We start from the raw sequence: 12599 nt of genomic DNA on the forward strand, positions 1-12599 counted from the left end.
GCCCCCGCCGAGAGTTGTCTGCGGCCTGCCTTACGATTTCGCGTCGGCAGCCGGTTCGGTCTTGTTGAGCACCTGTGCCACGGTCGCCTTGACCACACGCACCTTCACGCCCTCGGCGATCTCGACTTCAACCTCGTTGTCGTCGCGCACCTTGGTCACCTTGCCGACGATCCCGCCCTGGGTGATCACCTGATCGCCCCGGCGCAGCGCCGACACCATCGCCTGATGGTCCTTCAGCTTCTTCTGCTGCGGACGGATGAGCAAAAAGTACATGATCCCGAAGATCAGGATCAGCGGCACGAGCGATTGAATGCCCTGCATGGAGGCTCCTTGTTGTTCTTGTCCCGGCCCCCGCAGCCGCGGCGGGCGTTTCGGCGCGCACCCTATGGCCCGGTCTGGGGCGATGCAAGCGCGTGCGGTGGCAGATAAGGACGATTTGCCCGGAACGCCAGAGGCGGCGGTGAAACTGTCGCGGCCCATCGCGTAGGGTGGGCAATCTGCCCACCACCCCCGCCAACCACCCCCCGCCCCCCGCAAGCCGGGCAGCGCCGTCCCATGGGGTGGCGCCCGCAACGGCGGTTCGGGGCACTTTATGGTGCAGTGGTCATCTTCCCTCCGAGGGAATCCCCAACCTCACCAAAGCGCCGCCCCGTCCCGCCCAAGGCGGGCCGATGAAAAACGGCGTACCTCCGGTGCGGCGGACGGCTCATGCCAAAGGCATGCTTCCAGCATAACGCTGCCCGGCGCCTTACGGCGCGCACCGGGCAGGCACACCCCCCCACACCCCCGCACAGTCCACCCCGTTAACCCGCCCCTTCTGTGCGCCCATCGCGCATGCATCACTTGTGCATCGCCTGTGCATGGATTGTGCATCTTAACTCTTTCCGCCATATCCCTGCCGCGTTAACCCCTCTGTACGGTGGGTCTGCTACCCCCACCAACGGCAACAAAGGACGAGAGAGATGCACGATATCCGCACCATCCGTGACAACCCCGCCGGCTTCGATGCCGCCATGGCGCGGCGCGGGATCTCCTCTGCCTCCGCCCCCATCCTTGCGCTGGACGAAGCCCGCCGCGCTGCCATCACCGCCGCCGAGGCCGCGCTGGCCGAGCGCAACGCCGCCTCCAAGCAGGTCGGTGCCGCCAAAGCCTCCGGCGATGAGGCCGAGTTTGAGCGGCTCCGCGCACTTGTGGCTGAAAAGAAAGAAGAAATTGCTCGGCTGGAAGAAGAGTCCAAGGCCCGTGACGCCGAGCTGCGCGACATGCTGATGGGCCTGCCCAACGTCATGCAAGACGATGTGCCCGACGGCGCCGATGAAAATGACAACGTCGAGATCAACCGCTGGGGCGCCCCCCGCAAGTTCAGCTTCACCCCACTGGAGCATTACGAGCTGCCCGGGGCCAAGGAGGCGATGGATTTCGAAACCGCCGCCAAGCTTGCAGGCTCCCGCTTCGTGCTGATGTCGGGCGGCATTGCCCGCATCCACCGTGCGCTCGCCCAGTTCATGCTTGATCTGCACACCACCAAGCACGGTTTGACCGAGGTGAACGCCCCGGTGCTGGTGCGCGAAGAGATGATGCTTGGCACCGGCCAACTCCCCAAGTTCGGCGAAGACAGCTACCAAACCCGCGAAGGCTGGTGGCTCATCCCCACCTCCGAGGTGACGCTGACCAACATCGTCAACGACTGTATCGTCAGCGAAAGCTACCTGCCCCGCCGCTACACCGCCCACTCGCTCTGCTTTCGCTCCGAGGCGGGCAGCGCGGGCCGAGATACCGCGGGCATGCTGCGCCAGCACCAGTTTGAAAAGGTCGAGATGGTTTCGGTGGTGCATCCCGACAAAAGCGTTGAAGAACAGCAGCGTATGACCAAATGCGCCGAGGCTGTGCTTGAAGCGCTCGATCTGCCCTACCGCACCGTCGTGCTCTGCTCGGGCGATACCGGATTCGGCGCGCGCCGCACCCATGACATCGAGGTCTGGCTGCCCGGCCAGAACACCTATCGCGAGATTTCCTCCATCTCCAACTGCGGTGATTTTCAGGCCCGCCGGATGAACGCCCGCTTCCGCCCCGAAGGTGGCGGCAAGCCCGAGTTCCTCCACACCCTCAACGGCTCCGGCCTCGCCGTCGGCCGGGCGCTAATCGCGGTTCTGGAGAACGGCCAGCAAGAGGACGGCTCAGTAACCCTTCCCGAAGCCCTCCTGCCCTATACTGGCGGCCTCGAAACCCTCACCCCCGAGGGCACCCTCGTCTGATCCCCTTGCTCCCCCGAGGCCCGCAGCCTACATCTTGGGGGAGCAATACGAAGGAGGCCAAATGGCCATCGACGCGCAGGACATCGAAAACCTCATCCGCGAGGCCTTTCCCGAGGCCAAGATCACCGTTCAGGGCGATGACGGCCAGCATTTCGCCGCCGAGGTCGTGGACGAAAGCTTTCGCGGCCAGAACCGCGTGCAACAGCAACGCGCCGTCTATGCCGCCCTCAAGGGCAAGATGGACGGCCCGGCCGGCGAGCTGCACGCACTGGCGCTCACCACCCGGGCCCCCTAGGCGCCGCGATGGACCCGGGCCTGATCCTCATAAGCGGGTTTCTGGTCGCCATCCTCGCCTACCGCGCCATTTTCGCCTCGCGCAAGAAACACCGGATCAACCCCGACCCGGAGCCAGACGCGCCAGACACCCCGGCAGAGCCCGCCCGAAAGCGCCGCGCGTCCTATGGCGCCGCCCGCTCCAGAACCCGCAACAACTTGAAATAAATGACTTTTTTGGCATGAGCATCCTAACCGCCGTCTGGATCATCCTTGGGTTGATCGGCCTCGCCCTGATCGCCGGCATGATCGTTCAGGCCCGCAGGCAGCGCCGCGCCCCCCGGCGGAACCGGGGTGTCTCGCCCGGACAGGGATCGTCCATCCTGCATGAAGGCCACGGCGGCGGCACTTCTGGCGGCGGCTACAGCCGCCCCACCCTCGTGCCGCGCGACCCGCAAGCCTATGCCAAGGCCATGCAGCCACGCAAATGAGCACGGGTCTGCTCCTCTTCTGGGGTGCCATCGCCGTCATTGCCTTACTCGGGGTAATCGAGATCATCCGCAAGGGGCGGCGCGGCCCGCGCAGATGCCAGGGCCGAACGCGCCCGCCGCCTGCGCCCCTGTTTCCATCACCGATCCGGCTGGAAATCCCGGCCCAAGCCCTCTATCTGTAGCCCGAAACACACCGCCCGAAAGGCCGCGCAGGCCGAAGGAGACAGCAATGTCCGCACAAGACCAGATCGCCGAAACCGTCAAAGCCAACGATGTCGTGCTCTACATGAAGGGCACCAAGGAGATGCCGCAATGCGGGTTTTCCTCCCGCGTGGCCGGGGTGCTCAACTTCATGGGTGTCGAGTTCACCGATGTGAACGTGCTGGCCGACGAGAACATCCGCCAAGGCATCAAGGACTACTCCGACTGGCCCACCATCCCCCAGCTCTACGTGAAGGGCGAGTTTGTGGGCGGCTGCGACATCATCACCGAGATGACCCTCTCGGGCGAGCTTGACGCGCTGCTGGAGCAAAACGGCGTCACCTACGACAAGGCCGCCGCCGACAAGATCCGCGAAGCCAACGCCTGATTTTCGCCTAAAGCCAAGGCGTTACGGGCCGAAGCTCACATCCGCCATTCCGGCGTCGCCGCCATCCGCATCAGGCGGAACCGGCGGCGAAACTCGCTCATCCCCAGCGCGCCCGCAGCCACCCGGCCGGGCGCGCTGATTGCTTTGCGCATCAGCACCGGTGCCATGGCCCCGGTCAGCATCGGCGCAGAGGCTTCGCTGCCGAGTTTTCCGCGCCATTGCGCACCAGAAGTCATCTCGGCAAGCCCCTGTTCTGCCAGTGCTTTCACCGCCTCGGGCCGACCATCCACCAGCGGGTAGCGCCCCCGGCTTTCCAGCTCCGGCACCGCCTGAAAATACCTCGCCAGTGCCGCGCCCCGGCCCCAGTGGCGCAGGCCCTCTTCGGCCTCCGTCCCCGCGCCAAGCGCCGCGGCAGCCGCCCAGACAAGCCCGCCGCCCGTGGCATCAAGGTAGTTCCAGAAGGCCGCCTCATCGGCAAAGGGCTCACGCCCCACATCCCACTCCCGCGCATCCACACAGGCCATCAACGGCGCAACCGGCACCCCGGCCTTCACCGCCTCTGCAAGCGGGGCAGCCACCTCATGAGCCCGCGCTTTCCCGGCCTCTGCCTCCTCCAGCACATCGCGCCAGAATTGCAGCCGCATCTGCGCAATCATCGGCTCTTCGCTGGCCCATGGCGCACGCGCCACCTCCAGTGCAAAGGCCTGAACAGGGAAGAGAATTTTCCGCGCCTCAACCGGCGCAGCCATGATGGCGGCAAAGCCCTCACGGCCGGAGCGGGCCACCAGATCTGCACAGGCCTGCAAACTCATGGACGGCGCGCCACGACCAGTTGATAGCCGGTCTCCCGCTTCACCCGGCTCCACAGCGCCATCTCCTGCTCCATCGCCGCCAAAACGCTCTCCATTTCCGGCGTTGCCCCGGCGTCCCGTCGCCGGGTGATCTCGGCCTTCAGCGGCGAATAGAGCGCCGCCCATGCCGCATTGCTCAGCGGGCGGTCGGCAATCAGCTCATAGCCCGCCTCGGCCACCTCTGCCCGCAACTCCGCTTCCGTCGGCACCGGAACATCCATCCAGAAGGCCCGCGCATCTACCGAGGCATCGGAGCGAAAGTAGACCGGCGCCGAAAACGCAACCGCCCCGCCCGCACGCAGCGCCTTGCGAAATCCGCGCAAACCATTGACCGTGCCCAAGAAATAGATCGCCCCGGCGCACCAGATAAAGTCAAACGGCGCTTCCGGCAGCGTCTCCAGCGCGGCAAGGTCGCCGGGCCCTACACGCACCCGCGCCTCCCCGGCCAGCCGCGCCCTCGCGGCCTCCAGCAGCGTCTCTTCCTTGTCGCAGGCCACAATGTTTGCGCCCGGCATGGCCGCCAGCAGGGCCTCGGTATCGCCACCCGTGCCGCAGCCCGCGTCGCACACCTTCAGGGCCTCCCCGGCCCCCGCCTCAGCCACGGCCCAGGCCACGTCCTTGGCCAGTCCCGGGCCCTGCCGTGGCACCGAGGCGAAGAGCTCCAGAAAAGCGCTCACTCTCCCACCTTTCGCAACTCCGCGCCGGTCTGCACCAGCTTCCATGTCACCGCATCAATCAGCGCGCCAAAGCTGGCATCCACGATATTGGCGCTCACCCCCACCGTGCTCCAGCGCCGCCCGGATGCATCCTCGCTGTCGATGATCACCCGCGTCACCGCCTCGGTGCCACCATTGGTGATGCGCACCTTGAAGTCCACCAGCCGCATCCCCTCCAGCCGCCCCGCATAGGGCCCCAGATCGGCGATCAGCGCGTTCCACAGCGCGTGCACCGGCCCGGCATCCTGCATCTCTTCGGGGTGCTCGTTCTTGAAATAATTGGTCGTCAGCCCCGCGCCGGGCAGGCTCACCGCCACCACCGCCTCGCTTTCCACCACGATTTGCCCCTTGGCATTGCGCCGCCGCTCCGAGATCACCCGGTAGCGCTCCACGTCGAAGAACTCGGGCAGCAGCCCAAGCTCGCGGCGGGCAAGAAGCTCAAAGCTCGCCTGCGCGGTGTCGTAAGAAAACCCCTGCGATTCCCGCGCCTTGATGGTGTTCAAAATCGCCGCCAGCTGCGCCTTCTCCGCTTCCAGCCCGGCCTCCGCGAGACGTCGCCGCAGGTTCGACGTGCCCGCCTGGTTGCTCATCGGGATCACCCGCGCATTGCCCACCAGCTCCGGCTCGATGTGCTCATAGGTCGTCGGGTTCTTCAAAATCGCGCTCGCGTGCAGCCCCGCCTTATGGGCAAAGGCCGAGGCCCCAACAAAGGGCGCGGCGCGCATCGGCACGCGGTTGAGGATGTCATCCAGCTTGCGCGAAATCAGCGTCATCCGCGCAAGGCTCTCCTCCGTCACACCCGTCGTATAGGCGCTGCGATAGGGCTCCTTCAGCAGTAAAATCGGGATCAGCGTCGTCAGGCTCGCATTGCCGCAACGCTCGCCAAGGCCATTGAGCGTGCCCTGAATCTGCCGCGCCCCCGCATCCACCGCCGCAAGGCTGCCCGCCACCGCATTGCCGGTGTCGTTATGGGTGTGAATCCCCAGATGATCGCCCGGAACCCCTGCCTCGATTACATCCTTTACGATCTGGTAAATCTCTCCGGGTAGAGTGCCCCCATTGGTGTCACAGAGCACCACCCAGCGGGCCCCGGCCTCCAGCGCGGCTTTCAGGCACTCCAGCGCGTAGGCCGGGTTGGCCTTGTAGCCGTCAAAGAAGTGCTCGGCATCAAACAGCGCCTCGCGCCCCTGCGCCACGAGATGCGCCACCGAAGCGCGAATGTTGTCCACGTTCTCCTCGAGCGTGATCTCCAGCGCATCGGTCACATGAAAATCATGGGTCTTGCCCACAAGGCAAACCGAAGGCGTGCCCGCATTGAGCACCCCCGCCAAGACCTCGTCATTCTCGGCAGATCGCCCGGCCCGCTTGGTCATCCCGAAGGCGGTGAAGGTCGCCCTAAGCTGCGGCTTGGCCTCAAAAAACGCCGAATCCGTCGGGTTCGCCCCCGGCCATCCCCCCTCGATATGATCAACGCCCAACCCATCCAGCAGCGCCGCAATCTCCTGCTTCTCATCGAGCGAAAACTGCACGCCTTGGGTTTGTTGCCCGTCGCGGAGGGTCGTGTCGTAGAGATAAAGCCGTTCGGTCATAGCAACCCCTCCAGCTTGCTCGCGTCAAACTCCGGTTTCACTATCAGATCCACGCCAAGCCTGCTCATCTTCACCTCCACCCCGGCTTCGATCAACGCCGCTTTCAGCGTATCAACGGCGGAGAAGTCCTTGTTCTCCATCGCCGCCTCCCGCAAAGCCCCAAGGCGCTCGGCATAGGCAGACAGGTCAACCCCCGGCGCAGCGTTCCAGCCTGCGAGCTCCTCAGTCAGGATCCCCATCAGGCGGGCGGATGCAAGGAACGTGCCCTTCTCATAGAAGCAATCCTTCTGCGGATTGGCTGCGATCTCCTTGGCCATGGCGTGTAGTCGGGTGATGGCACCCGCGGTATTCAGATCGTCCGCCAGCGCCTCAGCGACTGCCGTGTCCGGGCCCGTTTCCTCCGCACCGGCCACCAACCCGCGCCAATCACGCAGCGTCGCCTCCGCCTCCTGCCGCTTCTTCTCCGTCCAATCCATCGGCTTGCGATAATGCGTGCCCAGAAACACAAACCGGATCACCTCCCCCGGCACGCCCTGATCCAACAAGTCCCTGACGGTAAAGAAATTCCCCAAGCTCTTGGACATCTTCTTGCCCTCGACCTGAAGCATCTCGTTGTGCATCCAGATCCGGGCAAATTCCCCCTCGGGGTGGGCGCATTTGCTCTGCGCAATCTCGTTCTCATGGTGCGGAAACATCAGGTCGTTCCCGCCGCCGTGAATGTCAAAGCTCGCCCCCAGCAGCGCATCCGCCATCGCAGAGCATTCGATGTGCCAACCGGGCCGCCCCTTGCCCCAAGGCGACTCCCACCCCGGCTCCCCCGCCTTCGCAGGCTTCCAGAGCACAAAGTCCATCGGGTCTTCCTTATAGGGCGCAACTTCCACCCGCGCCCCGGCGATCATGTCATCCACCGAGCGGCCCGACAGCGCCCCGTAAGCCTCGTAAGAACGCACGCGAAACAGCACATGCCCCTCAGCGGCGTAGGCATGGCCCGCCTCAACCAGCCCCTCGATCATCGCCACCATCGCGCCAATCCAATCGGTCGCCCTCGGCATATCGGTGGGCTCCAGCGCCCCGACGGCGGCCATATCCTCCAGATACCACCGACTCGTCTCCTCGGTGATCTGCCCGATCTCGCGGCCAGATTCCTCGGCCCGCGCGATAATCTTGTCATCCACATCGGTAAAGTTGCGCACATAGCGCACGTTTTCCGCCCCGTAGACGTGCCGCAGCAGCCGGAAAAGCACGTCGAACACGATCACGGGCCGGGCGTTGCCGATATGCGCCCGGTCATAAACCGTCGGCCCGCAAACATACATGCCCACCCGTCCCGGCTCGACCGGCTCCAGAAGCTCTTTCTTCCGGGTTTTCGTATTATGCAGATAGATGTTCATGGTCGGTCCTCGGGTGTCCCCGCGGGCTTTAGCAACTTCATCCTGATGAGAAAAGAGACCGGGCCCGCGTGACGATGTCAGCGGATAATGCAGCAGATGATGATCGCGGCGCGGGTCATGAGATGTCAGTAGCAGCCCACCCGCCCCCTGCCAAGCCTCTTGTGCCACCCCCGGCAGCGGTTCAGCCTGCGGCCAAAGAGGGAGATCACGATGGACAAATTCGAAAGCTACCGCGCCCTGCATGTGCCGGGTGATCCGTTCATAATCGCCAATGTCTGGGATGTCGGCTCGGCCCGGATGCTGGCGGGCATGGGGGCCAAGGCACTGGCCACCTCCTCGGCGGCGCTGGCCTTCGTGCAGGGCAGCCGCGACATGGGCGCACTCACCCGCGATGCCTCGCTGGCCCATGCCGAAGAGATCGTCGCCGCCATCGACCTGCCGGTGCAGGGCGACTTCGAGAACGGCTTTGGCGATGACCCAGAGACCGTGGCCGAAACCGTGCGCCTCGCCGCCGAGGTCGGCCTCGCTGGCATCTGCGTCGAAGACATGAGCTACCCCGACACCCTGCCCTACCCCGCGGACCTTGCCACCGAACGCATGCGCGCCGGGGCCAGCGCGGCGCGATCTCTTGGGCGCGATTTCTTCTTCGTCGCCCGCGCCGACGGGGTGATGAACGGGGTCTACGACATGGAAGAGGCACTGGCCCGCCTGACCGCCTTCGACGAGGCCGGGGCCGACGGCATCTATGTGCCCCTGCCCCCCACGATGGATGACCTCGCCCGCATCTGCGCCGCCACAAAGAAGCCGGTGAACGCGCTGGCTGCGGGGGCCTTCACCGGTTCAAGCCTCAGCGATTTTGCCGCCGCCGGGGTGGCGCGGGTTTCGCTGGGGTCCGCCCTCGCCCGCGCCACCCATCGGGTGATCTTCGACGCCGCCGAGGCGATGCTGGCAGAGGGCGATTTTACCCCGCTGGCCCGGACCATCCCGGGCGGGCAGGTGCAGGAGCTGATCGACAAGGGCGCTCCCGGCGGCTGAGCTCGGAGTGGGGGTTTTGCACCCCCACACCCCCGCAGAGATATTTTTAGCAAGAAAATGAACAGGATGGCGCGATGGACAGGGCTGGGGTGAACGCGATTTGTGCGGGGTTTCCGGGCGCCGACGTGTCGGACCCATGGGGCGGCGGCCATGATGCCTGGAAGGTGGGCGGCAAGATGTTTGCCTGCATCGGGGCAATGGGAGACGGTGTCAGCGTGAAGACCGACAGCATCGAGACGGCCCAGCTGGTGATCGAGGCCGGGCACGGCATCAAGGCTCCGTATTTCCACCGCAGCTGGGTGCGGCTGCCCTGGGGCATGGTTGAGGACGCCGAGGTGGAGGAGCGTCTGCGCACCAGCTACGCGCTCATCCGCGCCGGGCTCACCAAGAAGGCCCAGGCCGCGCTCGCCCCCTTCACGCCCTGAAAATTCTTGCCAGATGCTGGGGATCATGGCCAAATCCGCGCCATGACTTTTCATCTTCGCGTTTTCCGCCCCGCCCATTTCCTTCTGGCCGTTCTGGCCCTCATTCTCCTGCCCGCCGCCGCAATGGCCCAAAGCTACCCCGAGCTGCCCGCAAGCTATGTGCTCGATGAGGCCGGCGTGCTTTCGGACGCGCAGGAAACCGAACTGGCGGAGGCCATCGCCAAGGTGAAAACCGACACCGGCGTCGAGCTGGCCGTTGTCACCGTCATGTCCACCGCCGATTACGGCGGGTTCGATGGGCTGGAGGCCTTCACCACCGGGCTTTTCAATGAATGGGGGCTGGGCGATGAGGAGAAGGCCGACGGCATCCTCATCTTCCTCGCCCGCGCCGACCGTGAAGTGCGCATCGAGCTGGGCTCCGGGTTGCAGGCCGATTATGGCAAGGAAAGCGCACGGATCATCGACGAGGTGATGCTGCCCGCCTTCCGCGAAGATCGCTACGGCGACGGCATCACCGAGGGCACCAAGGCCGTCATCACCCGCATCGCCACACCCTATGCCACCCCGGCCTCGGCCAGTGGCGGCGAGACGGCGGCGGCGAGCGGCGAAGCTGAGGGCGAAGGCGGCGGCAGTGGCGGTGCGATCATGGGCGGCATCGGCGCGGCCATCGTCGCGCTGATCGGTTTTGTCGTGTTCAAGTCAAAGCAGGCCAAGGCCAACCGGGTTTGCGAAAGCTGCGGCGCCAAGGGGCAGGTCGAAATCACCCGCCGCACGGTGCAGGACTCTACAGAAACCTCCACCGGAGTGGGCGAGAAGACCACCGCCTGCGGCGCCTGCGGCCACAGCTCCACCGAGCGCTACACGATCTCGAAGAAGAGCAAATCCTCCTCCGCGGCCAAGACCGGCGGCGGCAAGTCTGAAGGGGGCGGTGCCTCGGGCAAGTGGTAGGCCCCGCGCGCACCCGCTCTCACAAACACGTCACGCGCTGTTACAGCCGGTTGTCAGGCAGGCGCGGCTCACGCCATAACCCCCTGAAACCATGGGGATGGCTTTCATTATGCTCGACGGCGTCGCGCGCAAACTGATCGACCCGCCGCTGAACCGGGCGGGGGCAGCACTGGCCGCGCGCGGCTGGAAGGCCGATCATGTCACGCTGGCCGGGTTGGCGCTCGGGCTGCTTGCCGCCGCGCTGATCTGGGCGGGCTGGCCCGTCCTCGCCCTCGTGCCGCTGCTTGCCTCCCGCCTCGCGGACGGTCTTGATGGCGCGGTGGCGCGCGCCACCACCAAGACAGACTTCGGCGGCTACCTCGACATCTGCGCCGATTTCGCCTTCTACGCCGCCGTGCCGCTGGCCTTCGTCCTCGCCGACCCGGCAACCAATGGCGCGGCGGGGGCCTTTTTGCTGGCGAGCTTCTACATCAACGGCTCCACCTTCCTCGGCTATGCCGTGCTGGCCGAGCGCGCCAAGATGCAAACCACGTCGCGCGGCGCCAAAACACTCTATTTCACCGGCGGCCTGCTGGAGGGCACCGAAACCATCGTATTCTTCTGTGCCCTCTGCGCGCTGCCGCACCTGTTCAACCCGCTGGCATGGGCCTTCGGGGGCCTCTGCCTCGTCACCGCCATCAGTCGGGTGCTACTCGCCCACCACACCTTCTCCGGGGAGGAGACCAAATGACCAACACCGCCACCCTCAGCCTCGCGCTCACCCTCGCGCTGACCACGCCCGCCCTCGCCGGGCCTGACCCGGAAAGCCTTGCTGACGGGCTCCAGACGGACGAGTGGCAGGCCGTGCTGGAGGCTGCCGAGGGGCAGACGGTTTATTGGAACGCCTGGGGCGGCTCGACCACCACCAACGCCTTCATCGACTGGGTCGCAAGCCGGGTGAAAGAAGACTACGGCGTCACGCTCGAACATGTGAAGCTCTCGGACACCGCCGATGCCGTCTCCCGCGTCCTCTCCGAGCAGCAGGCGGGCCAGAACGAGGGCGGCGCGGTTGATATGATCTGGATCAACGGGCCCAACTTCGCCTCGATGAAGGGGCAGGATCTGCTCTTTGGCCCCTTCGCGGAAGCCTTGCCGAACTGGCAATATGTCGATGTTGAAAACAAGGACGTGCAAACAGATTTCACCCTGCCCGTAGAAGGCTACGAGGCGCCCTGGGCGATGGCGCAGGTGGTCTTCATCTATGACGAGGCCCGCGTGCCCGAGCCGCCCAAATCCATGCCGGCGCTGCTGGATTGGGCCAAGGCCAACCCCAGGCGCTTCACCTTTCCGCAGCCGCCCGATTTTCTCGGCTCCACCTTCCTCAAGCAAGCGCTGATCGACCTGAACGGCGATGACCCGGCGCTCTCCAAGCCCGTCGAGGAGGCCGATTACGAGGCGGCGACGGCGGCGCTCTGGACCTTCATCGAAGACCTCACCCCCAACCTCTGGCGCCAAGGCCGCGCCTACCCGCAGACCGGCCCGCGCCAGCTGCAACTGATCGCGGATGGCGAGGTGGATATCGCCATTTCCTTCTCGCCGGGCGAGGCCTCTACCGCCATCGCCAACAACGAACTGCCGCCCACTGCCCGCACCTATGTGCTCGACGGCGGCACCCTCGGCAATGCGAGCTTCGTGGCGATCCCCTACAACTCTTCGGCCAAATCCGGGGCGATGGTGGTGGCCGATTTCCTTATGTCGCCAGAGGCGCAGGCGCGGGCGCAAGACCCGGCGGTGCTGGGATATGGCACGGTTCTGTCGATGGACAAGCTCCCCGAAGAAAGCCGCGCTACCTTCGACGCGCTCGATCTTGGGCCCGCCACCCTGTCACCCGCCGAGCTTGGCACCGCCCAGCCAGAGCCGCACCCCTCGTGGACAACCCGGCTCACCGAGGAGTGGGTCAAAAAGCACGGCGTCACCGAGTGACATCACCAGCCGCTCTTCGGCCCTCCCGGTCCTCATCGCAGCGGCGTCGAGGGCCGCCCCGGCCCGATGAGCGG

The 12599-nt window shown here is 65.6% G+C and carries 15 protein-coding genes; 10 read left to right on the top strand and 5 right to left on the bottom strand.

Annotated features, from left to right (window positions below; genetic code table 11):
- Positions 1-30: 30 nt before the first annotated feature.
- Entirely contained in the window at positions 31-321 is a 291-nt protein-coding gene (yajC, locus tag FHY55_RS12010) for a preprotein translocase subunit YajC (protein WP_140014419.1), read from the bottom strand.
- A gap of 641 nt (positions 322-962) precedes the next feature.
- On the opposite strand from yajC, the gene serS reads away from it, so the two are divergent.
- The 5 genes from serS (at position 963) to grxD (ending at position 3608) form a co-directional block, all read left to right on the top strand.
- Positions 963-2255, top strand: coding sequence for a serine--tRNA ligase (serS, locus tag FHY55_RS12015; RefSeq protein WP_140014420.1), 1293 nt, complete (start codon positions 963-965; stop codon positions 2253-2255).
- 61 nt (positions 2256-2316) lie between these two features.
- A complete protein-coding gene (locus FHY55_RS12020; protein ID WP_140014421.1) occupies positions 2317-2550 on the top strand; it encodes a BolA/IbaG family iron-sulfur metabolism protein in 234 nt (77 codons plus the stop codon).
- Positions 2551-2558: 8 nt separating this feature from the next.
- The gene (locus FHY55_RS12025) at positions 2559-2756 is read left to right on the top strand and encodes a hypothetical protein (protein ID WP_140014422.1); all 198 of its coding nucleotides are present in this window, start codon (positions 2559-2561) and stop codon (positions 2754-2756) included.
- A 14-nt stretch (positions 2757-2770) separates the two neighbouring features.
- On the top strand, positions 2771-3019 hold the full coding sequence (locus FHY55_RS12030; protein ID WP_140014423.1) for a hypothetical protein: 249 nt from the start codon (positions 2771-2773) through the stop codon (positions 3017-3019).
- 229 nt (positions 3020-3248) lie between these two features.
- Entirely contained in the window at positions 3249-3608 is a 360-nt protein-coding gene (grxD, locus tag FHY55_RS12035; protein ID WP_140014424.1) for a Grx4 family monothiol glutaredoxin, read from the top strand.
- 35 nt (positions 3609-3643) lie between these two features.
- Here grxD and FHY55_RS12040 read toward each other — a convergent pair whose 3' ends face one another.
- Genes FHY55_RS12040 through cysS form a run of 4 tightly spaced genes read right to left on the bottom strand, consistent with a single transcriptional unit; the run spans position 3644 to position 8155 of the window.
- Positions 3644-4420, bottom strand: a complete 777-nt coding sequence (locus FHY55_RS12040) for a squalene/phytoene synthase family protein (RefSeq protein WP_140014425.1) — start codon at positions 4418-4420, stop codon at positions 3644-3646.
- Positions 4417-5136, bottom strand: coding sequence for a trans-aconitate 2-methyltransferase (locus FHY55_RS12045; protein ID WP_168222991.1), 720 nt, complete (start codon positions 5134-5136; stop codon positions 4417-4419). The genes FHY55_RS12040 and FHY55_RS12045 overlap by 4 nt, the downstream gene beginning before the upstream one ends.
- Positions 5133-6764: a citramalate synthase gene (gene cimA / locus FHY55_RS12050; protein ID WP_140014427.1), complete on the bottom strand. Its 1632-nt coding sequence runs from the start codon at positions 6762-6764 to the stop codon at positions 5133-5135. Before cimA ends, FHY55_RS12045 begins: the two co-directional genes overlap by 4 nt.
- A complete protein-coding gene (cysS, locus tag FHY55_RS12055) occupies positions 6761-8155 on the bottom strand; it encodes a cysteine--tRNA ligase (RefSeq protein WP_140014428.1) in 1395 nt (464 codons plus the stop codon). The genes cimA and cysS overlap by 4 nt, the downstream gene beginning before the upstream one ends.
- A 210-nt stretch (positions 8156-8365) precedes the next feature.
- Between cysS and FHY55_RS12060 the strand changes: the two genes are divergently transcribed.
- From FHY55_RS12060 to FHY55_RS12080, 5 genes are all read left to right on the top strand, one after another.
- Positions 8366-9190, top strand: a complete 825-nt coding sequence (locus tag FHY55_RS12060) for an isocitrate lyase/phosphoenolpyruvate mutase family protein (RefSeq protein ID WP_140014429.1) — start codon at positions 8366-8368, stop codon at positions 9188-9190.
- Positions 9191-9264: 74 nt separating this feature from the next.
- Complete coding sequence (locus tag FHY55_RS12065; protein WP_140014430.1) at positions 9265-9615, top strand: MmcQ/YjbR family DNA-binding protein; 351 nt, start codon at positions 9265-9267, stop codon at positions 9613-9615.
- Positions 9616-9657: 42 nt separating this feature from the next.
- Positions 9658-10563, top strand: coding sequence for a YgcG family protein (locus FHY55_RS12070; protein WP_140014431.1), 906 nt, complete (start codon positions 9658-9660; stop codon positions 10561-10563).
- A gap of 109 nt (positions 10564-10672) precedes the next feature.
- The gene (locus FHY55_RS12075) at positions 10673-11293 is read left to right on the top strand and encodes a CDP-alcohol phosphatidyltransferase family protein (protein ID WP_140016098.1); all 621 of its coding nucleotides are present in this window, start codon (positions 10673-10675) and stop codon (positions 11291-11293) included.
- The gene (locus FHY55_RS12080) at positions 11290-12525 is read left to right on the top strand and encodes an ABC transporter substrate-binding protein (RefSeq protein WP_140014432.1); all 1236 of its coding nucleotides are present in this window, start codon (positions 11290-11292) and stop codon (positions 12523-12525) included. Before FHY55_RS12075 ends, FHY55_RS12080 begins: the two co-directional genes overlap by 4 nt.
- The last annotated feature ends 74 nt before the right edge of the window (positions 12526-12599 follow it).

This window comes from Oceanicola sp. D3, assembly GCF_006351965.1.
In the GTDB taxonomy this organism is placed as follows: Bacteria; Pseudomonadota; Alphaproteobacteria; order Rhodobacterales; family Rhodobacteraceae; genus Vannielia.